This is a genomic window from Nitrososphaerota archaeon (genome assembly GCA_011605775.1).
GTDB lineage: Archaea > Thermoproteota > Nitrososphaeria > Nitrososphaerales > JAAOZN01 > JAAOZN01.
The window spans coordinates 1-21,231 of record JAAOZN010000020.1 but is presented as its reverse complement, the minus strand read 5'-3'; the positions used below and the strand labels follow the sequence as shown (position 1 = coordinate 21,231).

Below are 21,231 nucleotides of genomic sequence, written 5' to 3'. Positions count from 1 at the left end.
TTGCATGATAGTGTTATGGGTAGAAAAGTTGGTGTTGAGTTGAAAATTCTTTACGATAACGATGCGTTAGAAGGTTTTAAGGGGAGATTCGGTTTCTCATGCTGGGTTGAAGGTAAGAATATTCTTTTTGATACTGGTGGCGATTTAGCTACTTTAATGTTTAACATTCAGAAATTCGGGATAGATCCTAGGGATATTGAACTGATAGTTTTATCACATGAGCACGGAGACCATACTGGCGGGATCCAAATAATAAATTACTGCGGCGAAGTTGAGGTATTTGTCCCCAAATCCTTTTCAAAACGTTTCAAGGAGTGGCTGTCTGAGCATCCGAATGTAAGACTGTGTGAGGTTGACGAGGCTGAAGAAATTTGTAGAGGCGTTTACACAACAGGTGAGCTCGGCTGGCTGATTAAAGAGCAATCTTTAATCGTGGAGACTTGTAATGGTTTAACGGTTATAACTGGCTGTGCGCACTCTGGTTTAGAAAACATATTGAGTTTCGCCTCAAATTTTGGAGAAATATATGGAGTAGTTGGCGGCTTTCACGATTTTAGCAAAACGGAAACTCTAAAGGGGATACGTTTAATAGTTCCCTGTCATTGCACAATACGGAAAAGAGAGATTTTTAATCTTTACCCTAACGAATACAAAAAATGCTCAGCTGGTTGCACACTCTTAATTTAAACACCGAGAAGAAGCGTACGAATTTCTTTTAGTACGTTTCTCACCTTTGCCTAACCTTTGAAGCTAAACTATTTGGTGATCTTATTTTCTGCGCTTTTGTCGTCGGATACAGAACTTGTTGAAGATTAGTATATTACACCCCTAAAGCAGTTCGCTAGCGGCCTTCATCAAAGCTTCTACGAAATCTTCTGGTGCCACATTTGGTGTCTGAACCCTATATCTACTGTAGAACTCTTGAATCTTTTTTGTGAGTACTTCCCGCTGCAGAGTAGCGCCTTTTAACATTTCTTCGAGTTTTGGTAGGGCTTCCTCTGGGATCATGAAGAAGTCGCCTGAAATCAGCACGTCGCGTATTCTTCCTTCAACCACCTCTAACGTGATTCTGATCAGCTTCTGGGCTTTATAGTCTACTTCAACTACATTGACACCACCCTTCACCTTGACCGCTCTTAGGCTCTGATGTCTACTCTCAGGTTGATATAGCCACTCGTAAGAGAGATGACGTGGCTTTACCTCTTTCTCCCAGATCTCCATCTCCTCACTTGTAGCGCCACCTTTTACGAGCTTGACTCCAAGATTCTTTTCAAAGGCTTCTACGAGTATTTCTTTAATCTGCTCCAAGGGTGGAACGCCGCCCAACTCCTTCTTTAGTGAAGTAACCCACTCCCTCATGCTCTGAGCCATCTTATCTCTGAATTTCTCACTCGGCACTTTCAGCACACGAGCCATAGACTCATAGTCTAGGTCGAGGATGATGTTGCCCACAAGTACCGTGCTACTACCAATTTTACCTGCGCCATTACCGGAGATCTTCCTACCTCGAACTACTATATCATTTACAGGCTTAAATTCCGCCGGGACACCAAGCCTCCGGTAGATATACACGATTGGCTGAAGCAGCCTTTCAAAGAGCTCCTTAACGCCGAAGGGTATTACCTCACTCCGCTCCGAACCGATGATCTGATAGAAGAGTTGGTTACCGTCGAGATACACAGCACCCCCTCCCTGAGACCTCCTAATGATGGGTAAACCGCGTTCACGACAGTATTCAACGTCCACCTCCCTCTCGAGCTCCTGATGATACCCTATACAGACGTAGGGGGAAGCAGGTCGAACAAAGATTATAGTATTTGGGGCTAGCCCTCTATCTATAGCATAGGCAATTGCCTCATAGAACGTTTGGGCTATGAGTGGCTCAGCGTCTCCAAGATCGATAAGACGCCACTCCTCCAAATTTCTTCACACAGCCCTTCCAAAGTTTAGAGGGTTGTTATAAAAGTGTTGTCTGATGGTAGCTAAAACGTTAGGTTGATCTTAGCTCTGCTGACGTGCTCAAGTAGGAATGAAGCAGAACCCATGAGTTCTGCTTCAGGTATAAGGTCTTCGCCAGAAACACCCCATATCTTGGCTGCTAGTGCACAAGCATAGAGGTTTATTTTACCCGTTGCCTTCATCTGCTTAATGATTTCACGCAGATCCAAGGTGAACCCAGCCTTCTCTACCCGCTCCCTAAGCCAAGCTTCCGCTCCAGCGTATTCATTTGAGAGCTTGAGCTTTTCGGCTTCTCCCCGCTTCAAAACCATCACGGCCCAATTAGTAAAGAGTATGTCTACTTCCATTCCCGCTGATGCAGCATTCATAGCAAAGACCAGCGGTGTGAGCATTCTATCGAGCCTAGGGTCGGAGATTATGATGGTCACCCTTTCTTCTGTTGGCATAAACTCCCAAGAACCTATTCGCTATAAAAAATATTCCACAAAAACATACTCCTATTAGATGCGGAGTGTATCCGCATCGGTTTGAGTCGTTCCCGACTACGCTAATATAGAGCTGGCTCTATAACTACAAACTTAACCGCTGCCTTAAGTTGAGGTGTTCCCCCGCCTTCAGAAACTATCTGCATCGCCTTCTCTGAGTCAACCACAATAACTCCTGCTATTGCCGAGACTCCTCGTTCAAAGAGGGGGTCGGGTACGACCGTAGCAGAAGGGCCGATTAAAGCGATGTATCTGGCGCCCCTTGAAAGCTCTAGCAGCCGATCTATAGTTCCGTTAGCTATAGCGGTTCCCGTTATGATGACGACATCAGCCTTGGGGAGTAGTTCTTCAGAAGCTACATCTGGAAGAACATCTTCATCTATTATTCCTCCCCTCTCAAAGATATACAGCTTCCCCGCCTTGCTTCTAATATCTGGAACGATGGGGCGGATGTTACCTACCAGCGCGACGGTATCATCGTGCTTGATATCGATTCGGTCGATTAGGCTTCCCTCAGTAATCCTATACTTCCGAGATGGATGTGCCAGAATGATCTGGGATAGAGCATTTACGGTGGCTGCGCCAACTACTTTTTCGCCCATATCCCAAGATTTGATTAGTTCAGCTAGAGCTATTGCAGGGCTACCTGCTAGTGCGCCCGCTCTTCTTACTATCTGGCAGCATTCAAGAGATGCTTCGGTTAGAAGGCTGTGGCATAGACCTACGTGTCCTGTGCTCAGCCTGACTCCAGTGTAACCTAAACCCAAGCAAACTTTGTCAACTTTTATCGTATCGACATCAGGTATTTCGCTCTTAAGACTTGATAATAAGGCATCCACTATCCTTCTTACAGCAGTCACCTCATCCACCATTTGAAGTCTTGCAAAGTTATTATGTCTATCTTAACCTGCTCTCTTGACCGCGATGGTTGATGAGGCATCACACTGATACTTGCGCCAGATTTAAGACTTTCAAAGACGCTTTTAGTCGTCAAATTAAAGTCTCGACTGATTTGGGAGTTTGGTGTATCTGAAGGTGTATCAATTGACTTGAGCAGCAGCAACTTTTATGGCCTCGCTAACTGACGTGCTAGGTTTTACGATAACCTTGGCTATCTTTTGGTCTTCGAGAAGTGCTGAGGCTCCTGGCCCAAGTTCGCTCGCCACTACAACGTTAACTTTTAAATCGACTAAAGTCTTCACTACAATTGGGCCAGCGCCAAATCGGTAGGATGCCGCTGGATTCTGAAGCACCCGTGCATCTTTAACCTTCCCATTCACCAGATCGATAACTGTGATCGTCTTCGCTCTGCCAAATATTTCCGCCACCTCATCCTGCAGCCCCTTCTCGCCCTTCGTCGGAACGGCTACCCTAAGCTCCCCCACATTCACCGCCCTTCTTTTAACGTAATTGGTCTTGCCAGTTTAACTTCACAAGATTAACGGGAGCTCTTGAGCTCATCTAACTTCTTCTTTATTCGTTCCAGCTCTTGCTGTAGGCTCTCCCTCCGCTCCTCTAACATTGAAATCTCCCCATTGCATCCGCACTTGTGTTAGGGATTGCTTCGAATGCCATCGTATCTGTGTCAACGATTACGAAGTATGGGCATCTGCCGAACCTTGGGTCAACCTGAGCATCTAAGCTCCCACCAGCTGCGGATACTGCTACCTTCATCTTCACCACCTACTTTTTAAGCTCCTCCAGTCGCTTTTTGATTCTCTCCAACTCCTGCTCTAACATCTTTGCTTCATCTTCTAGCATCGCTATCTCTTCCTCCTTCGACAAAGGAGGCATCCAATATGGCATAGGGTACGGTACTGTCGGCCTATACATACCTGCCCACCACCATCTCGGTAGCCAGGGGAACCGTCTGCACCGCCAGTATGGGTATGCATAGGGATCTAGGAACCAACCCCACGGACCCATTCCGTACGGCATCCACTTTTACCTCCTATTAGGCTGAAGGTTTCCCTTCACGAATCTTCTTCAACTCCTCAATCCTCGCCTCCACGCGACGAACCTCTTCGTCCAAATACCTCCTGTAGTCCTCTAGTGAAACCAGCTCCTCTTTAGGTGAAGGCGGAGCGTAGGGTGTTGGCGGGTATCCGTAAGTAGGATAGTAGGGTTGAGATGTCTGAGTTGAAGAGCTCTTCCTTAACTGCTCTAACCTCCTTCTTGTGGCGTCAAGCTGTGATTCAATGGCTTTAGCCTGCTCCTCTAGCATTCGAACCTCATCCTCTTTACTTACAGGAGCACTAGGGGAGTAGAAGGGAGCTGCTGATGGTATATGTCTAGTCCTCAAGTATTCCCGATACTGCGGCATCAGGCCGCTGGACACGATCCACTCCGCTGTAGGCGGAAGACCAGTAGGCGACCTATCTACCCAGCCAGGCGAATAGCCAAACCTCATCCAACCTGGTAGTCCAGTCAAATAATACATTCTTCGCCATCGATAGCCCATTCCCATCACCACACGTAATACGGGTAGTATGGATAGATGCTAGGCGTGTATGGTGTCACGTAAGGTGAGTATGCAGTGTAGCCCTTGTAGGGATAGTATACGCCCCACATATAGGGGTTGAAGAACCACCAGCACCTCCCTCTACCGAATACCCACCCAGGCCTATACCAAGGTGGAAGGTAGTTGAACGGACCTCTTCCAGGCCAAAGACCCATCCATCTTCCGCGGCCTCCGCCATAACCTCCTCTCCAACTCATTTCTATCACCGTAATAATGTGCATACGCACAATATAAAAACCTTGCGATTGCACAAAATTCAAAGGAACGAAAAGTGGTTTACCCTTTAACGTCCTTCTGTGGTGGACTTGTAGTATCCTGCGTCAAGTGTTCTTCGATTGAGGTTATGACTAGCTCCCTTCCCTCTACGAGCATCGTAGCCACCTTTCTCCGAGCACTATCCAAGCATCTCCACACCGTTCCCCGTGAGACACCCATTCTTTGCGCCGCTTCCTCCTGCAGTAAGCCATCGTAATCAACCAACCTCAACGCCTCAAGTTCATCAGGCGTCATGACGAGCGGTTCCTTCCCTGAAATAATGTTGCCTTTAGGAGATGCTGGAATGAATCGACTCACCTCTGGCAGACCCTTAATCACCCTCGGCTTCATAGGCCGACCAGGTCCTCTACCGTGTCTCCACCGCCAACCATAGCCCGGCATCATTTCAACATTTCTGTTCGTAAGCACAAATATATATGTTAGCCTACCGTAGTATGCTTGGTATGCCTTCAGTATATGGTCCAGTGCCTTCTTGGCGCCTTGGTCGCTCACTAGGAATCGATGTTCTATTCCCGCCGAAAACCTGCACCTTCGACTGCGTCTACTGCCAACTCGGTCCGACCGTCAAGAAGATTTCTGGACCAGAGGAGCTAGAGGGCTCTGTGAAGGTGGAAACGGTTCTACAGGATCTTAGAGCGGCGTTAGAGACCATCCCTCTACGCTCACTGGATTATATTACCTTCTCAGGATCTGGCGAGCCCACCTTGAACCCGATGCTTGGTAAGATGATCGATGCGATGAAAAGTTTGACTAATGGTGTACCCATAGCCGTCTTAACGAATGCATCGCTTGTGAGCCGTAAGGATGTAAGGATGAACTTATGTAAAGCCGATCTGGTGGTTGCGAAGCTGGATGCACCAAATCAAGAACTCTTCGAGGCTGTGAATCGGCCGGCGAAGAATATCACACTATCCTCTATCGTAAAGGGATTGAAGCTTTTAAGAGAAGAGATGGATGGGCGTCTGGCTCTTCAAATCATGCTCTTCCATTCCTCCCAAGGCCTCGGTAATGAAGGCTCTTCCGAAGCGCTGGCTCAACTGTCTTCGACGATAAAGCCTGACGAAATCCAGCTCAACACGCCTACCAGACCACCATCTGAGAAGTTTGTGCTTCCATTAAGAGCAGAAGAGTTAGAACAAGCGTCACAAAAGTTCAGGGAGATGCTCCCCTCCGCCGACGTAGTTATAAGGAGTAGCCCTAGGCAGTCCGCACCAGCAGAAAAAAGGAGGATTGATGAGGAAGGAATCCTAGAAATGCTCAAGCGCAGACCTTGCCGCCTAATCGATGTGGTCGAAGCGTTCGGAACGAACGAAAGCAAAGTAAGACCACTTATAGAAAAGCTTGTCACATCACGTAGAATAATTGCTGTACAGCTAGGTGACGATATTTACTACGAGGCTACGATATAACCTATCTGATTAAGGTAGGCTCCGTTTAAGATTGCCAGAATTAAGCGTCAAAGTAAAACTTTCCTCATCCTTTCTTCGTATGCTGTATCTTCGGCGCTTCATCTTTAATTAGAATAGGTGGAGGTATACCACAATATCGTCTTGTGCTCAGACATCTAGCAATCAACCTCAACAGCAAGTCTTGGCAGCAAACAACTATTTGTAAGCTATTTAGCTTACAAAAAGGCTTATAGTGAATACATATTGAAGGATAAAAGGGGGGCATGGCGCATAATTTTCTCGAGGAACTTTTGCTTGGCGGAACCGTACAGGCTGGGGCAAGAAGTTTCATTTCTGTGATAACTATTATGCTTGCTTTTAGATTTTGGAAAACAAGGCAGGTAGGCATAGGTGTATGAAGAAGATAATCTTCTTTCTGTTTATAGTTATTTTGCTAGTTGGATTTGGTTTAGGTTTTATTGTAGAACAGAGTATTGCAACAAAAACTCAGAAGAGCTTGTTTGTTTACTGGGGGGCTGCGACCAGAGCGCCTGCTCTTGAGATAATAGATGCCTTTAAGAACACAACGGGCGTAAGAGTTGAAGCTACGTTCGGCGGCTCCGGTCCCCTACTCTCTGCACTAGAGATGAGTAAATCTGGAGACCTCTACTTAGGTGTCGGCACAACCTCTGAAATGGAAATGGCTCTTAAAAAGAATCTGGTTGATGCGTCGAGCGTTCGTAGAATAGCTTACTTGGTTCCGGTGATATTTGTTCAGAAAGGTAACCCGAAGAACATCACTACTCTTGAAGATCTAGCGCGCTCCGATGTCAAGTTGTGCTTGACAGATCCAACATATGGTGTAGGCTTATTTGTCAAGAAGATTTTGGAGCGTAATGGGTTGTGGGATAGGATTAAAGGCAGATTTGTAGAGGTGAGAAGCGGGGAAGAGGCTGTGGCAAACATAATCTTGGGAAGCGTTGACGCAACAGTAAGCTGGCACGTCTTCTATTACCAGAATAAGGAGAAAGTGGAATTGGTGTGGATCGACCCGAGTCAAATAGAGGTTTCTACCGTTCCAGCAGCAATCACCCTCTACTCAAAAGATAAGGTGTTGAGCGACGTTTTCCTCAGTTTTCTAAGCTCTAATACATCTAAAGAAATCCTCGCAAAGTACGGATATGTAACTACTGTAGAGCAGGGGGTAAAGCTCACACCTTACTCAGAAACTTGGTGGAGACAACAGATAGAGAGGTGAGGAGAAGATCTACTGTGGGTGGTGAACGGATATGCTCATAGAGGAGCTTAGGGAAAGGTGGTGGAAGAAGGTTAAAGAAAATGGCTTGGAGAACGCTATAGTTAAGGTAAGGTGTCTAAGCCCAGCAGAAGCAATAGGCAAACCAGCCCCAGCAAGAGACTTCCCGCTAAGAAGAGGGCAAGAAGTCCTGCTTCAAGCAGAGCTCAAAGGCTTTTCTGGTCAAGCATTCACAGATGAGCCTCCAACCCATTATGAAGGCGACTTGCAGTCCGTCTATAACCTAAGCTTAGACACTAACAGAAATAGGTCTATATTTATTGCGTCAGCAAACGCCACATACAGATATTTGGGTCTTATTACTAACACTTCACACTGTAGAGATAAGGGTCCAGAAACATGTGCGAAGGAAGCCGCTCAATATCTCGCTTCAATACTACCCTCAGACGCTAAACTTTTGATGATAGGGTACCAGCCGGCCTTCACCTATCACGTCTCCAAATCATTCAAGAACTTCAGAGTAACCGACATGAATTCATCCAACATCGGGCAAGTAAAAGACGGGGTCCTAATAGAATCTTATGAAGCGAATCGCGAAGCCATCGGCTGGAGCCAAGCCGTCTTCGCAACCGGAACCTCTATAGTTAACAACACAATAGACGAAATAATTAATCTCAGCCAAGGAAAGAAACTTATCTTCTACGGTGTAACGATAGCCGCAGCAGCCTACGAATCCAGCTTCACGAGAGTATGCTTCGAATCGTTTTAGAAAGGAAATTAACGTAGTAGATTCTCTTTTTTTCCTATGCTTTTTACTTACAGCGTGTACGATATGGAAAGAGCATTGGATCCACACTGAGAAAGATGGGGTGAAAAAGCTAACAGATTCAGAGCCGAAGCGACCCTAACCAAATCGTAAAATGTTAATGCTCAATGCGATAAACCTTTAATTGCGTCAATACTGCAACCAGCATATGTGAGAGAAGAAAAGGCAAAATACGTTTACGCCGCAATAGTTGTTTTTATCCTTTTAACTAGTATATATGTGAGATTATTTTTCGGACCATTTCTGTTTCAGCTTCCAAATATTGTGGCTTGGTCGGTCGGGGGTGTATTTTTCTTTGTTGGTTCTATACTCTTTATCAAATGGCGCAAGTTAAAAGATGAAATATACAAAGGGATACTGGTAACGAAGGGAGTATATGAACATATTCGCCACCCTCACTATTCATCCAATATTTTGATGGCATTCGGGGTCTCCTTTTTATTACAATCTCTATTGTTTCTACTCTTCGCTATTTTAAACGTAATAGTCTTAAATGAAGTTGCGAGAAAAGAGGAGGACTATTTGATTAAAACATACGGAGCTGCATACAACGAATATATGAAAAAAGTACGCTGGCGTTTCATACCATTAGTGATATAAGGCAACTTTTGTCTGGTTTCCTGAATGAGTCTTCGGTCTCGCTCATCCAGACGCATAATCTTCGTCATCAGCACCGCATTTTATAGATTTGCTGCAGAACGTATAAACTGTTGCCCGCTGAGTGTTGAGGATAGTAAAATAGCTACAAAGATCTAATGGTGTGAAGACCCTATCTATTGAACGCTCTAAGCATCTTACCTAATTCAGAGTGCTGTGTTTATCTGCATTGTTCTTTGATATCTTTTAGGTAGCTCACCGCTTGACGCATCTCCTCATACACATCCCTTACACCGATCTTCCTCATCTTCCTCTTAAGTAGCCCTAGTGCTATGAGGGCTGTGCCTATCGCATCTGAAATTGTGGGATCTGGGAACGCTATCAACGCTACACCTAGCGCTATAAGCGTCGAACCGCTTCTTCTACCGTCTCCTCTCCCCATATACTGTTTTAGGTTTTTGGCTGCGGTTGCTGCTTCCTCTAGGTTTTTACAGACTTCAAGGTAAGTTAATGCTCTTCTCTGCAGATGTGCGCTTAGATTAGCTGCTGCTCTTGGCGTCAGCATACAATCTATCGTATTCTATTTAGTTTATCGGAGTCTATGTTAAAATTTTTGATGCTGGTGATCAAGTTGAGCTGCTTAGCTGAAGGTCTCTTTAAGGGCGAATGCTAAAGACAGTTTAGCTAGGTAGGATGGCTCTCGGAAGCAGTTGGCTAAGCAGAGATCGCAGTTAAATCTCTTAAACTTCTCTTCTTTATCAAATATGTTAAACATCTTCTTCCTCATAAAACAGGGGTAGACATCACCAAACCAATCTACATAAACCACGGTATATCCGGCTAAGCAAGAGTATTTTGTCGGCTTATTTTCAGTATGAAGTATAGCATCCTCTATGTAAGCTAAAGTGTTAGTAATTCTTCCTAGATGACTCTTCTTTAGGTACAATATGGTATGTAGAGCATTTAATAGATCGGCTTGCCTTTGAGCCTCGGCCTTCAGTGTAAACGAGTTTCTTGCGTCTGTAGGGTAGCAGAAGCCCCAAGGTAGCCCCAATTTATTCACATAGCTGATAAGTTTCGCAACATCATCCCTAGCAATCTCTGGTCCAAGGTATGTAAGAGCGTATGGTCTTAGACCTAATGTGTTTGCGTAGAGGAGGGTGTTGATCTGCTTCCGCATAATTCCTTTAACACCTCTGATGGATTCGCAGCGGTGTGGGTCGTAATGATCTAAAGAGACGCTTATGCTTTGAAGCCCACTCTCCTTCAACCTCTTCATGGTCTTCTGTGGTGCGGTTCCGTTGGTGGTCATAGTAGTTATCAGACCTTTAGATGAAGCGTATCTAACGATTTCGCATATATTTGGGTGGAGGGTAGGTTCGCCGCCTGTTAAGTAAAGTATTAGAAAACGCCTCTCTGCGAGAAAATCAATAATCTGTTTGGCATAAGATAAAGAGATATGCTGCTTAGGCTTCTCCCACATACCACACATAAGGCATCTACAGTTACATTGCGGCGTGACTGCGAAAACTGCTGTCCTCCTGTATCCCAGTAGGAAGCGTGTTAAATTATTTAGTTTGATATCGGCTAAGTACACCTACAGATCGATATCAGTATAGATGAGGAAGTATATGTGTGTTAAGACCCTTTTAGCTACCATCCTTACTATTTAGACTCTTTGCTTCCTAAGGCTTGAAGCCTTAGAAGGGGTAAGCGTATCCAAGTCAAGGGCGTCAACCTTTTGACTAAAGCCTCTTCAATCACATACGATAGAGGTATGGTGTATGCTGCTACCAGTGAGTTAAATAGAATGAGCGCTATCGCCCAGCTTCTAAGTAGTAGAGGGTTGCTCCAGAGCGGTAAATTGAAGCCTACAGGTGGGGGTAGCGGTAGCAGAACCAACATAAAGGGAACCATAACAGCTACTCTGAATATTATACCACCTATTGCAGAAGTTAGCAGGCTACCTCTTAGACTGAATCTTTTGCTGCGTGAATAAAGCTTGTTGGCTAACAGCATACCAATTAGCATACTCGAGAAGGCCACGAAGTTATATACTTGACCTGTTGGATTACTGCCAATCGTAAGACCTATGCCTAAGACCACCACACCAGCACTAAACCCAACACTAGGCCCGTAAAGTAGTAACCCTAGTGCGACAGGAATCTCCCAGATCTCAAGCTTTAAAGCTGGCATAAGAGGGAAGGGTAGGCTCAAAACTTTGCTCTGCAGTCTTATTACCGCGGCAACAGCTGCGAAGACCGCTATAGCCGCTATTCTTCTACTTTTGCTAAACTTAACTTCAGTATTAATTGTATCCAAGCTAACCGTTATAGGATAGGATGAACCATTATTTATGGTTATTGCCATAACTACTTTAAGCTGATGAATTTTAGATTAGGTACTAAGCTTTAATGACTTAGGACGCGCTCTTCCAACCGATAGGAGATGTATCTACTAAGTTCTTCAGAACAGTATCCTTGAAGTTTGTAGCTACTTCGGTGAAGGCTTCGCTTTGATAGTCTTCTATACGCCCCTTATCCGCCATTTTGACCAACTCAGGGTCAAGAGGAATCACTCCGAGAAACGGTATGTTAAATCTCTTTGCCGCCTTTTCACCTTTTGATTCACCAAATAGGTTGATTCTTTGGCTGCAGTGTGGGCAGATTAAGTAGCCCATGTTTTCGATAAGACCAAGCACAGGCACATTTATCGTCTTAGCCATGTTAACCGCTTTTGCAACTATCATCAAAGCTAGATCTTGTGGTGTGCTTATTACTACAACCCCATCGATAGGTATGGATTGGTAAACTGTTAGGGGTGCGTCGCTTGTGCCTGGGGGAAGATCGATTATGAGGAAGTGTAGATCACCCCAATCCACCTCAGAGTAGAGTTGCTTTATCACATTACTTACAATAGGTCCTCTCCAAACAACAGCCTGCTCTGGGTTGTCTAAGAGCAGGTTTACCGAAATAGCCTTTATTCCGCTTTTTGTTGTGGGTGGTATTATACCTTTTTGCCCTATTTTGGGTCTCTCATCTAGGTTGAAGATCTTAGCTATGCTCGGTCCAGTCACGTCCGCATCCAGCACTCCAACTTCGTAACCCATTCTTCTAAGCTCTGTTGCAAGTAAGGCTGAGACAGATGATTTACCTACCCCGCCTTTACCTGATACAACCGCTATTATGTGTGCTATGTTCTTTTTATCTAGTTTCTCTACGCCAGTAGAAGCAGCCTTTTTGCCAGACTTTTCTTGAAGTCTTTCTCTGAGCTTATTCAGCTCTTCTTGGCTCATGGATGTAGTATCTACAGCAACACTCTGGACGCCATCCAAATTACTTACGGCCTTTTCAACGTCTCTCTTTATGGTGTTAGCTAATGGGCAGCTCGGCACCGTTAGAGCGATAAGTAACTTGACTTTGCCATCCTCTATCTTGATATCTTTGACCATCCCGAGTTCAACGATGCTTAAGCCTACTTCTGGGTCAACTACGGTAGAAAGCGCGTTCATTATTTTGCTCTTGGTTATCATAGAAGCCTAGTTAGAATCTGGGTCAAGAGCCAGATATAAGATTTGATTTTAAAGGCGGTTGATCAACCTACTGGACTCAAGGTGCCTAACGTCTATTCAATATAGCTATAACCTACATTTTTCATCTAGAAAGATAAGCGAAGGCACAGGTTTTTTATGCTACATAATCCTATGACTAGGTTAGTAGTGGTGTTGATAGTAAGATCTGTAGCCACTTCATTCCTAACTTATCGCGGTAAGATCCTTATTCTGAGGAGGAGTGCTAAAGTTGGTAGTTACCAAGGTTCTTGGGCTGGTGTAAGCGGGTATGTTGAGGAGGATGAGCAGCCTTTAGATACTGCTCTTAAGGAGGTGGAGGAAGAAACGGGGTTAAAGATAGGTAGAGAGGCGCTTCTGAAGATAGGTGAGCCTCTGCCAGCTTACGATAGAGAGAAGGATGTGTTATGGCTAGTCCACCCCTTCCTCTTTAAGGCGCCTACAAGCAGGATAAGGTTGGACTGGGAGCACGAAACCTACGCTTGGGTTAAACCCAATGAGATCAAGCAGTATAAGACTGTGCCTCGTTTAGCAGATGCGTTAGAGAGGGTTAAGCCCCGCACCTACAAGATGAACAAGAGGTTGCGCAGCCGTTTAAAAGAAATAGAGGATGATCTAACACATGGATCAAGTTGGCTAGCTGCTAAAGCAGCTATGGTTATTCAAGATGCGTCAGATTCATTCAAAAAAGGTGGAGTAGGTGACTACATATCCTTCCTTAAGTTTTACTCAAAAGAGTTAGCTGGCACAAGACCAAGTATGCTTGCCATAGAGAACGTTGTAGCATATCTTCTTGGGCGCGTCATAGAAGGTTACAGCAGAAACCTAGATCTAGAAGCTCTTAAAGAGACCTTAAGACGTGAAGTTAAAGAGTGGCTTGGGGCCAAGGATGAAGCGTTCAAGAGATGTGTTGAAAACACCGTAAAGTTGGTTAAAGATACTTCAAAAGTATTGACACATAGCTTCAGTAACACCATCCTTGAAGCACTCAAGAAAGCATCTTCACAAAATAGGTTGGAGGTATATGTCACAGAATCAAGGCCTCTCTGCGAAGGCAGGAGTATGGCTAAGACGCTAGCTAAAAGCGGTTGCAAGGTGTTTATCATAACAGACGCCTCTATAGGGCACTTCACCAAAGAAGTAGATCTAGCGATCACAGGGGCAGATGCTATCTCAGCTGACGGTTCAGTAATCAATAAGATAGGAACATATCTACTTGCTCTAGCAGCTCACCGAGCTAATATACCATTTTACGTCGCAGCTGAGACACTGAAGATTAGCGTTAGAACACTCTTTACAAAACCTACTTTGGAAGAGCGGTCTCCTACACAAGTTTATAAGGGTTCAAAGAATCTTATGGCTAGAAACATCTACTTTGATGTAACACCAGCAGATTTAGTAACAAAGATCGTATGTGAACAGGGTCTCATCGATCCTTCAAAGGTTTATGACTACGCCGTTGAAGCGTTGCGAGCCTCCTACTTCCCATAACTCTTAAGAAGATTAGGTGTAAGTTCTCTTCCTCGCCGCAGCGCTATAAGTCTAGCAGATCTAAGATCTTTTACACTCCGTTTATTTGGCTTGCTTTTAGCTAAAGAAGTTGTGCCAGCTTCATCAACTATCTCTATTCGAATCTGCTTTCCAAACTCCTCTACTAGTGTCTCAGCTATTTTTAAAGCAACATCTATATTACCATCACCTATCCTCACTATCTTCTTCTTAGTCGGGGCGCTTCTCAGAAGCTTTGAAACTATATTCGCAGCCCTAACAGTAGAATAAGCTACACAACTATACACTTCATCACCTAGGTAGAAGGCTGAGATCCCTATCCTCACGCCAGGATCGATGCCAACGATATACACAGATTCACCAACATTCTTCTTCACCATATAGAGGATCTTAGCCGTTGCCAGCTCGCCATCTAAATCTTCGACACATAATACTGGATCAAAAGGTATCAGAGGGCGTTCTTTCCTAGTAGACAAAACGAGTTTAACGTGCTTATCTATCTGCTCGTTTGGCGTAAGGCTTTTGAACGGTATTCCCATGCTCTTTAGTAAACTCGACATAAAGAAGTATGCTCTACCGTCAAGTGTTGCTATGGCGACCTCAGGTACCGTCTTCACACCAGCCAACAGCAGAGACTTCTTTGCACAGTTATATCAGCCTTATCATCACCAGAAATGGGGCAAGGTTCAAGTACTATATTAGTAGAGTAGATGCTGGAGGCTCTATACTTGGAAGCAGCGCGAAATCTGCCTGAAGAAGGAGAGCTAGTCTACGCTACCATAACCAACATAACGCCGCACGGTGTTTACGTAACTTTAGATGAATACGAGGGCTTAAAAGGTTTCCTGCATATTTCAGAGATATCATCAGGTTGGGTTAGGAATATCAGTAGATATGTGCAGGAGAAGCAGAAGCTGGTTCTTAAGGTGATAAGAGTAAACAAGGTTAGGTATGAAGTGGACCTTTCTTTAAGGCAGGTTACTGATGAAGAAAGAAGGGCTAAGATGCTTCAGATTAAACGGTTTGAGAAAGCCAGAAATGTGTTCAATACAGTCAAGGTGAGGCTTAACTTAAATCAAGAAGAGGAAGCAAAGTATGAGGAGGCTATACTCAGAGAATATGATGATCTATACGAAGCCTTAGAAGCCTTGGTCACTAAAGGGGTAAAGGCCTTTGAAGGGTTGAACTTACCTCCCGAATATATTACCGCCTTGGAGCAGGTTGCTAGAGAAAAGATAACACCTCCCACTGTCAGCATAAAGGGCGTTATTGAAGCTCGATCTTTGAGTCCTGATGGGATAGATATAATCAAAGAAGCGTTGGATGTGGCTGAGAAGGTTAAGAGCGGTGGGGCTGATGTGAAGATAACTTACCTTGCAGCGTCAAAATATATGATAACTGTTACAGCGGAAAACTATAAGGTGGCTGAGAGAACACTAGATGCGGCAATTAATAAAGCTAAGAGCATTCTTCAAAAGAACGACGCATTCTTCTCATTCAGCAGGAGTTGATGAGTCTATGGGTAAGCTTCTCCGTAAATGTGAGCGGTGCCAAACCTACACATTATCAAAGACCTGTAGCAAATGTGGAAGCGAAACCGTCTACCCTCATCCTCCAAAGTTCTCACTCGAAGATAAGTATGCTACATATAGGCTGATTGAGCGCTACAAGAACCCTAAACCAGCAGAAACCTAAAGATGCACTTCGTATATCAGAACCGCAGCAAACACACCTTCAGAAGGATTGTCTAGACTGGAAGATTTGAAGACGAGCTTTAGCAAGTCGCCTTCCTCAGTATACTTCAGCTGCTTAGTGTAAAGCGCGATGTAGCCTGGTTTATACTCTGAAGTCTGCGGCCTACCTGATCTGTCAACGAACTGTAGGAACTCAAAGGGCCACATCTTACCTAATATCGTATTCTCCCAGAAGTATGGTTTGGGTGTAAATTCATCCTCGTAAAGGAATTGGGTCATGTTTAGTCCACCTATCCGTATGAACCACTGCTTCTTGCTCTCATCTCCCCCGCCACCTAGTATATAGTAGTCGAAGCCTTGTGTTGATAGCTTCTGCCCAGCGACGAAGGCTACTATATAGCATGGTCTTAACCTACTGGGATCCTTGGGGTCACGAAGCATGTTCTTAAGGATCGATGCTGCTTGAGTCTCGTTCGACATAAATAGGCGAGCTATCTGAGCGATCTTAGTTGAGTTTATGGTGGCGTTATCCGCTAAAGTTGTTCTGTTCCCCATAACAGTTATCCAGTACCCGTAATCCCACCAAGCGATTACAACAGCATCTTCAGGAGTATTATCTTTGATCCAAGCTAAGGCTTCACGCCAATCTGGAAGTTCAAGTTTGTAATTTGTACCAGCGTTCGCTATGCTTACAGGTGAATCAGCTATATCTCGCCAACTGGAGCCGATAGGGTAAACCATAGGGAGAGTTATTAGAAACACAAGGAAGATGGAGTAGGCTATCTTAACATCACTCCTAACTTCATGTAGAAGAGCTTTCTTGCTAGTAGTCTTATGAGATTTTAAGACGGAGGAGGATAACTCGACCAGACCTATAGTTGCTAGAACCACTAGAGCTAAGGTTGAATAAACCATAAGTCGAGAGAAAGAGGATGCGATATAGACGCCTGATATACCTAAGATCAGAGCTAAAACAGCAGCTGGACTTCTGCGCCTAAACGCAACATAAACCCCAAAGAGCGCTAAGAACATGAGCACGCCATAGGCCTTAAAGTATTCTATATGTGTAGGCACAAAGTGTTCAGCCACAGATTCGATAAGTGGGTTGGCTGTCCTCTGGAAGGGGTAGACTACCGTATAGTACCTAGCGCTGACGGCTGAAATCGCACCAAAACTTACCACGAGTAGACCAGCCAGTAGTAGCGTAAATACTGCTTTTAAAGAGCTCCTTATGAAGACTTTTTCTTGGGTCGAAGCAAGTCTATAAGCTATGAGGCTGTAAAGGTACCCTAAGATGAGCAGTATACCTATAGGATTCAAGATGTATGCTGGGCTGGGTCTTGGGAAGATAGAGCTAAGGATCATATTAAAAGCAACAAGAAGTCCTCCAGCATACGCTGTCTTCTCTAAGTCGAATTTCAGAAGAGCTGCTATTATGAAAAAGAGTCCAAATACTATACCGAAATATTGAGAACCTCCCCAACAGGTGTTCGCATAGCCAAGCAGTATACCAGCCAAACTAGCCCTCCACATAACTCCGTTCATCTTAACCTTCGGATCATAGATTGTGAGGTAAAGGTAGATGGCTGCGAGTGCTAGGAAGAGCGCAAGAGGCTCTGACTTAAACCAACCTAGGCTTCCCCGCAGAAGGAGTGGAGGCGAGGTAGCAAATAGGAGAGCTGCGAGGAGCCCACCGCCAGCACCAGCCATCCTTTTAACAAGCAGAAACATAATAAGAGTAGTAAATGCACCTAGGAATACTGGTAGAATCACCAAGAAGTCGTAGAGACTTATCTCGATGCTGAATATTTCAGTTGCTATTAGGTAGAGACCCGCTCCTGCGAAGTGCAATCCAACTTGGGAGCTTAAAGCAACATCCCTACCTTCCGGGAACCATGTGCTATAATCCCTCCACGCAAAATAGTCAGCAAAGCTAATCAGACCTCTCTCTTTAACCCCCTCTACCAAATAGTTTGTTGCATAGTAATCAAAGTAGGGGTCATACTCGTGTAAGTAGTAACCATACTTCGCTGGGTATATTCTGAGAGATAGTGCGATCGAGAAGACCGCTATCAAAGCTAGGGTGAGTAAGATAGTTCTAGAACTTACTGTTGGTCTGCGAATAGACTTTAAAGCTTCTTTAAGAGAATGTCTTAGATCCGCCAACCAATTATGCGCCTAGCCATACAGTTAAATCTGATGGTTTTATAACTTTATGCAATGCACCTTATGACTTGGCTCTCGTTGTAGTCAATTATGACTTTATAGTATCCTTCAAGCTCTTGGTCTAGCTGAGGATCCCCTGTATCAACCCTTAAGGAGTCCAGTGTAGATATCTTTCCTCTAGTAGCTACAACTGTTATACCGCTTTTACCAACTAACTTTATAACTTCTGGGCTTATCTGCTGGTTTCCTCTCCCGAAGATGTAGCCTTGGCGCCCTATAGGCGAAACGATTATTCTAGCCTTCTTCCCTTTTATCGCCTCAAGAGTCTGCGCCTCATTAGAATCTTTAACTATAACTCTATCTTTCTTTATCACATCAACTCCGAGAAGTGTTTTAGGTAGCCCAAGTAGATCTGCTACAGCTTTAGTTGTTGTGCCGGAGCCAAGTATGTAGATCACATCATCAACCATATCTTGGACAACTCTCCTCGCTATCGCCTTTTGATTTTCCAATTCGTCTTCAGTAATTACAGTAGGCATCTTAGAAGCTTGTAGAAGGATGGGGTCTGATAATGTTAGGAGATAACCATAGAGTTTGATCGAAAGCGCACCTAACCTATACTTCTCCTCATCAACATCAAGAACCTCACTTAACCTAGCCGCTACTCTACCTCTAAGGTACTCGTAAACCAATCTAGCAGCGGCTCTTGGTGTAGCTGCGAAGACAGCTGAATACATCTTAACACCAGAAGGCACACCTATCACTGGCACGCCCTCTTTGATAGCATCTAGAACATCTCTTGCTGTGCCATCCCCGCCTACAAAAACAATCAAGCCAACGCCTTCATTTATACAATCTTTTACAGCACGCTTTGTATCCTCAGCAGTAGTCTTAGAGCGATTTACCGAAGATAAAGCCTTAAAGTCAATTCCTATCTCTTTAGCCTCATCTCCCCCCATCTTTCCGTCATAACCCACTAGCTGCGATTTGAAGTCTAGCCTCCTAAGCTCGCTCAGGAATTCTTTGGCTCTTTGCGGGGAAAAGGAGCTGTGCGAGTGTCGGTCAAAACTGAGTTCTACGATAAGCTAACTAAAGAAGAGTTCTTTGCCTACCGTAGGAGAGGTGTGGAGCCCTCACAGATTCCTTCCGAGGTTGCAGAGAAGAGTGTTAAAGTCGTTTTAGAGGCTTCTGATGAAGAAATGTTCAAGGTTGAGAAGTTATCTGATTTCACGTTTAGGAGGCCAAGATCTATCTTCAAAACTGCCAAATGTTCAAAATGTGGTGAATACGTCTTCGAGAGGTATCTACGTATAGTCGATGGAGAAAAGGTATGTATACCATGCTCAAAATACGAAGGTGAATACGTAGTCAATACAATATTCGATATGTGGAAATAGAGGTCTAATAGGTGATACAAGACCTCATATGCTCCAGTTCAAAAGTATCCGACATAAATTTCCTAGCTACTGCAACAAATCTATTACCAATCGTAATGGCATCTACATATCTCAAACATTAAGCAGAGCGCCCAAAATTAAGGAATGCAATAAGTGATCAACATATGGATGCCAATATTGTGCTTCTCCTCGCAGTCATCTTTAGCTTTCTAATAGCTTTCGTGTTCTCGATGTTTGGGCAAGGCGGCGGGTCAGTATACTCGCCTTTGCTACTCGTTCTCGGTTACGCTGGCATTATCGCCACCTCCACCTCTTTGGTGTTGAATCTGATAACATCTGTGTCTGCGGGCTATATCTTCTACCGTCGCAAGATGATTGACTTCAGAATGTCATTCCTATACGTTCCAGGTATCTGCGTCGGAGCCTTTGTAGGAGGAGCTTTAGCCAAATTTGTTAATACCACCGTTTTGATGTGGTTATTCGTGATTTTCCTGCTCGGTCTCGGAGCGAGAATGATCTATAGTTATTGGGAAAAGAAAAAGGGTGAAGAAAAGCCTCCGGAAGGCCTGCCAATTGCCACGCATGTGCTTATCGTGCTTTTCAGTTTCGGAGTCGGATTTATCTCCGGACTGCTAGGAGTTGGCGGCGGTGTATTTATAGTTCCTTTTATTGTCTACGTCTGCAAGTATCCGACAAAGTTCGCGGCTGGGTCCTCGCATCTGATTATATCCTTCTCAGCACTTTCCGGTATATTAGGCCACGCAGCATTCCACAGCCTCGATATTCTTCTAATTTCAGTGACAAGCATTGGTGTTTTTATTGGTGGAATTCTTGGAGCAAAAACCAGCATGAGGTTCAAAGCTGGCGCGATAAGATCCGGACTCGGTCTCATAATGTGGGTACTTGCAGCCCAGCTCTTACTAAAACTGCTAGGATATTTGTGAAGTGGAGCCTTAATCGTAGATGTGCAGCCTTCGGTGCACAAAAGAGCACTATGATCTGCTTCAATTTTTCAGAAGGAAGCGAATAGGTTAAGTGCATAAGCAACTTACCAGAGTAGAGTTAGAGGCTGTAGAGATGCCTGACGCCGAGGCGTTAAAAGCAAAGATACTCAGTCAGAGGAGAGATCTGAGTGAAGAAGAGTTAAACAGGCTTATAGAGGAGAAGAAGCGGCAAATAGGCGCAGGATACCTTAGTGATGCTGGAGCTTGCTGGCTCATAGCCTCTGAGCTGGGTGTGGCTCTTGAGGAGAAAGTGGAGAGCGGTGGTGTTGAACTAACCCCAAGTGCGGTTCAGATAGGGTTGTCAGAAGCAACGGTCAGAGGCTGTGTTCTATCAGCATATGCGACTAAAATTTATAGTAGAAGGGACGGTACGACTGGGAGATATAGGCGTATAGTGATATTTGATAAAGAATCCTTCTTGCCAGTAACATTATGGGATGAAGCTGCTGAAAGCTCGGAGCGGCTCTCGATCAAAGCGGGCAGCCTAATTAGAGTCGTGAAGGGGTATGTTAGGGCTGGGTTAGATGGTAAACCGGTGCTGCACGTAGGCCGCAAGGGCTACATCGAGACCCTAATTGAAGACGAG

At 44.7% G+C, this 21,231-nt stretch carries 27 protein-coding genes; 11 read left to right on the top strand and 16 right to left on the bottom strand.

The features are described from left to right. Window positions 1–15: 15 nt before the first annotated feature. Window positions 16–687 carry an MBL fold metallo-hydrolase gene (locus HA494_01795; protein NHV96513.1) on the top strand — a complete coding sequence of 224 codons (672 nt, stop codon included), beginning with the start codon at window positions 16–18 and terminating at the stop codon, window positions 685–687. Window positions 688–828: 141 nt separating this feature from the next. Here HA494_01795 and HA494_01790 read toward each other — a convergent pair whose 3' ends face one another. The 9 genes from HA494_01790 to HA494_01750 form a co-directional block, all read right to left on the bottom strand. Then, window positions 829–1,920, bottom strand: a complete 1,092-nt coding sequence (locus HA494_01790; GenBank protein ID NHV96512.1) for a lipoate--protein ligase family protein — start codon at window positions 1,918–1,920, stop codon at window positions 829–831. Between the two features lie 62 nt (window positions 1,921–1,982). After that, window positions 1,983–2,405, bottom strand: a complete 423-nt coding sequence (locus HA494_01785) for a hypothetical protein (GenBank protein ID NHV96511.1) — start codon at window positions 2,403–2,405, stop codon at window positions 1,983–1,985. Window positions 2,406–2,506: 101 nt separating this feature from the next. Then, window positions 2,507–3,304, bottom strand: coding sequence for a DUF364 domain-containing protein (locus HA494_01780; protein NHV96510.1), 798 nt, complete (start codon window positions 3,302–3,304; stop codon window positions 2,507–2,509). 180 nt (window positions 3,305–3,484) lie between these two features. Next, window positions 3,485–3,829, bottom strand: a complete 345-nt coding sequence (locus HA494_01775; protein NHV96509.1) for a hypothetical protein — start codon at window positions 3,827–3,829, stop codon at window positions 3,485–3,487. A 130-nt stretch (window positions 3,830–3,959) separates the two neighbouring features. After that, window positions 3,960–4,118 carry a hypothetical protein gene (locus tag HA494_01770; protein ID NHV96508.1) on the bottom strand — a complete coding sequence of 53 codons (159 nt, stop codon included), beginning with the start codon at window positions 4,116–4,118 and terminating at the stop codon, window positions 3,960–3,962. Window positions 4,119–4,127: 9 nt separating this feature from the next. Beyond that, window positions 4,128–4,370: a DUF5320 domain-containing protein gene (locus tag HA494_01765; GenBank protein NHV96507.1), complete on the bottom strand. Its 243-nt coding sequence runs from the start codon at window positions 4,368–4,370 to the stop codon at window positions 4,128–4,130. Between the two features lie 28 nt (window positions 4,371–4,398). After that, on the bottom strand, window positions 4,399–4,905 hold the full coding sequence (locus tag HA494_01760; protein NHV96506.1) for a DUF5320 domain-containing protein: 507 nt from the start codon (window positions 4,903–4,905) through the stop codon (window positions 4,399–4,401). 5 nt (window positions 4,906–4,910) lie between these two features. Continuing rightward, window positions 4,911–5,162, bottom strand: a complete 252-nt coding sequence (locus tag HA494_01755; GenBank protein ID NHV96505.1) for a hypothetical protein — start codon at window positions 5,160–5,162, stop codon at window positions 4,911–4,913. Between the two features lie 79 nt (window positions 5,163–5,241). After that, window positions 5,242–5,622 carry a DUF134 domain-containing protein gene (locus tag HA494_01750; GenBank protein ID NHV96504.1) on the bottom strand — a complete coding sequence of 127 codons (381 nt, stop codon included), beginning with the start codon at window positions 5,620–5,622 and terminating at the stop codon, window positions 5,242–5,244. A 53-nt stretch (window positions 5,623–5,675) separates the two neighbouring features. Between HA494_01750 and HA494_01745 the strand changes: the two genes are divergently transcribed. From HA494_01745 to HA494_01730, 4 genes are all read left to right on the top strand, one after another. Beyond that, a complete protein-coding gene (locus tag HA494_01745; protein ID NHV96503.1) occupies window positions 5,676–6,650 on the top strand; it encodes a radical SAM protein in 975 nt (324 codons plus the stop codon). A 364-nt stretch (window positions 6,651–7,014) separates the two neighbouring features. Continuing rightward, window positions 7,015–7,887: a molybdate ABC transporter substrate-binding protein gene (gene modA, locus HA494_01740; protein ID NHV96502.1), complete on the top strand. Its 873-nt coding sequence runs from the start codon at window positions 7,015–7,017 to the stop codon at window positions 7,885–7,887. Between the two features lie 31 nt (window positions 7,888–7,918). Then, window positions 7,919–8,653 carry a hypothetical protein gene (locus tag HA494_01735; protein ID NHV96501.1) on the top strand — a complete coding sequence of 245 codons (735 nt, stop codon included), beginning with the start codon at window positions 7,919–7,921 and terminating at the stop codon, window positions 8,651–8,653. A 207-nt stretch (window positions 8,654–8,860) separates the two neighbouring features. After that, window positions 8,861–9,310: an isoprenylcysteine carboxylmethyltransferase family protein gene (locus HA494_01730; protein ID NHV96500.1), complete on the top strand. Its 450-nt coding sequence runs from the start codon at window positions 8,861–8,863 to the stop codon at window positions 9,308–9,310. A gap of 217 nt (window positions 9,311–9,527) precedes the next feature. Here HA494_01730 and HA494_01725 read toward each other — a convergent pair whose 3' ends face one another. The 4 genes from HA494_01725 to HA494_01710 form a co-directional block, all read right to left on the bottom strand. Then, window positions 9,528–9,872 (bottom strand): hypothetical protein, encoded by a 345-nt coding sequence (locus HA494_01725; protein NHV96499.1) that lies wholly within the window; start codon window positions 9,870–9,872, stop codon window positions 9,528–9,530. A gap of 75 nt (window positions 9,873–9,947) precedes the next feature. Next, window positions 9,948–10,904, bottom strand: a complete 957-nt coding sequence (locus HA494_01720; GenBank protein NHV96498.1) for a radical SAM protein — start codon at window positions 10,902–10,904, stop codon at window positions 9,948–9,950. Window positions 10,905–10,972: 68 nt separating this feature from the next. Then, entirely contained in the window at window positions 10,973–11,629 is a 657-nt protein-coding gene (locus tag HA494_01715) for an ECF transporter S component (protein NHV96497.1), read from the bottom strand. 97 nt (window positions 11,630–11,726) lie between these two features. Beyond that, complete coding sequence (locus HA494_01710) at window positions 11,727–12,818, bottom strand: Mrp/NBP35 family ATP-binding protein (protein ID NHV96496.1); 1,092 nt, start codon at window positions 12,816–12,818, stop codon at window positions 11,727–11,729. A 213-nt stretch (window positions 12,819–13,031) separates the two neighbouring features. Here HA494_01710 and HA494_01705 point away from each other — a divergent pair, with 213 nt between their 5' ends. Continuing rightward, a complete protein-coding gene (locus tag HA494_01705) occupies window positions 13,032–14,366 on the top strand; it encodes an NUDIX domain-containing protein (GenBank protein ID NHV96495.1) in 1,335 nt (444 codons plus the stop codon). Here HA494_01705 and HA494_01700 read toward each other — a convergent pair. Next, entirely contained in the window at window positions 14,354–15,010 is a 657-nt protein-coding gene (locus HA494_01700) for a hypothetical protein (protein NHV96494.1), read from the bottom strand. The two genes, HA494_01705 and HA494_01700, sit on opposite strands and share 13 nt — an antisense overlap. A gap of 102 nt (window positions 15,011–15,112) precedes the next feature. Between HA494_01700 and HA494_01695 the strand changes: the two genes are divergently transcribed. Together HA494_01695 and HA494_01690 are read left to right on the top strand one after the other, a co-directional pair. After that, window positions 15,113–15,895, top strand: coding sequence for a translation initiation factor IF-2 subunit alpha (locus HA494_01695; GenBank protein ID NHV96493.1), 783 nt, complete (start codon window positions 15,113–15,115; stop codon window positions 15,893–15,895). Between the two features lie 7 nt (window positions 15,896–15,902). Further along, a complete protein-coding gene (locus HA494_01690; GenBank protein NHV96492.1) occupies window positions 15,903–16,079 on the top strand; it encodes an RNA-protein complex protein Nop10 in 177 nt (58 codons plus the stop codon). Here the strand turns inward: HA494_01690 and HA494_01685 are convergent. Both HA494_01685 and HA494_01680 read right to left on the bottom strand, forming a co-directional pair. Beyond that, window positions 16,076–18,244: a hypothetical protein gene (locus HA494_01685; GenBank protein ID NHV96491.1), complete on the bottom strand. Its 2,169-nt coding sequence runs from the start codon at window positions 18,242–18,244 to the stop codon at window positions 16,076–16,078. The two genes, HA494_01690 and HA494_01685, sit on opposite strands and share 4 nt — an antisense overlap. 47 nt (window positions 18,245–18,291) lie before the next feature. Then, on the bottom strand, window positions 18,292–19,326 hold the full coding sequence (locus HA494_01680; protein ID NHV96490.1) for an ATP-NAD kinase family protein: 1,035 nt from the start codon (window positions 19,324–19,326) through the stop codon (window positions 18,292–18,294). Between HA494_01680 and HA494_01675 the strand changes: the two genes are divergently transcribed. From HA494_01675 to HA494_01665, 3 genes are all read left to right on the top strand, one after another. Continuing rightward, window positions 19,300–19,641 (top strand): hypothetical protein, encoded by a 342-nt coding sequence (locus HA494_01675; GenBank protein NHV96489.1) that lies wholly within the window; start codon window positions 19,300–19,302, stop codon window positions 19,639–19,641. The two genes, HA494_01680 and HA494_01675, sit on opposite strands and share 27 nt — an antisense overlap. A gap of 164 nt (window positions 19,642–19,805) precedes the next feature. Then, a complete protein-coding gene (locus tag HA494_01670; protein ID NHV96488.1) occupies window positions 19,806–20,585 on the top strand; it encodes a sulfite exporter TauE/SafE family protein in 780 nt (259 codons plus the stop codon). A gap of 91 nt (window positions 20,586–20,676) precedes the next feature. After that, window positions 20,677–21,231, top strand: a 555-nt coding sequence (locus HA494_01665; protein ID NHV96487.1) for a hypothetical protein, incomplete at its 3' end; no start/stop codon positions are given.

Bases quoted from the DNA above. Each gene is read 5' to 3' on its own strand.
- HA494_01795 (NHV96513.1), top strand. From the start codon at position 16: ATGGGTAGAAAAGTTGGTGTTGAGTTGAAAATTCTTTACGATAACGAT.
- HA494_01785 (NHV96511.1), bottom strand. From the start codon at position 2,405: ATGCCAACAGAAGAAAGGGTGACCATCATAATCTCCGACCCTAGGCTC.
- HA494_01770 (NHV96508.1), bottom strand. From the start codon at position 4,118: ATGAAGGTAGCAGTATCCGCAGCTGGTGGGAGCTTAGATGCTCAGGTT.
- HA494_01765 (NHV96507.1), bottom strand. From the start codon at position 4,370: ATGGGTCCGTGGGGTTGGTTCCTAGATCCCTATGCATACCCATACTGG.
- HA494_01760 (NHV96506.1), bottom strand. From the start codon at position 4,905: ATGGGCTATCGATGGCGAAGAATGTATTATTTGACTGGACTACCAGGT.
- HA494_01755 (NHV96505.1), bottom strand. From the start codon at position 5,162: ATGAGTTGGAGAGGAGGTTATGGCGGAGGCCGCGGAAGATGGATGGGT.
- HA494_01750 (NHV96504.1), bottom strand. From the start codon at position 5,622: ATGCCGGGCTATGGTTGGCGGTGGAGACACGGTAGAGGACCTGGTCGG.
- HA494_01745 (NHV96503.1), top strand. From the start codon at position 5,676: ATGCTTGGTATGCCTTCAGTATATGGTCCAGTGCCTTCTTGGCGCCTT.
- HA494_01735 (NHV96501.1), top strand. From the start codon at position 7,919: ATGCTCATAGAGGAGCTTAGGGAAAGGTGGTGGAAGAAGGTTAAAGAA.
- HA494_01725 (NHV96499.1), bottom strand. From the start codon at position 9,872: ATGCTGACGCCAAGAGCAGCAGCTAATCTAAGCGCACATCTGCAGAGA.
- HA494_01710 (NHV96496.1), bottom strand. From the start codon at position 12,818: ATGAACGCGCTTTCTACCGTAGTTGACCCAGAAGTAGGCTTAAGCATC.
- HA494_01690 (NHV96492.1), top strand. From the start codon at position 15,903: ATGGGTAAGCTTCTCCGTAAATGTGAGCGGTGCCAAACCTACACATTA.
- HA494_01670 (NHV96488.1), top strand. From the start codon at position 19,806: ATGGATGCCAATATTGTGCTTCTCCTCGCAGTCATCTTTAGCTTTCTA.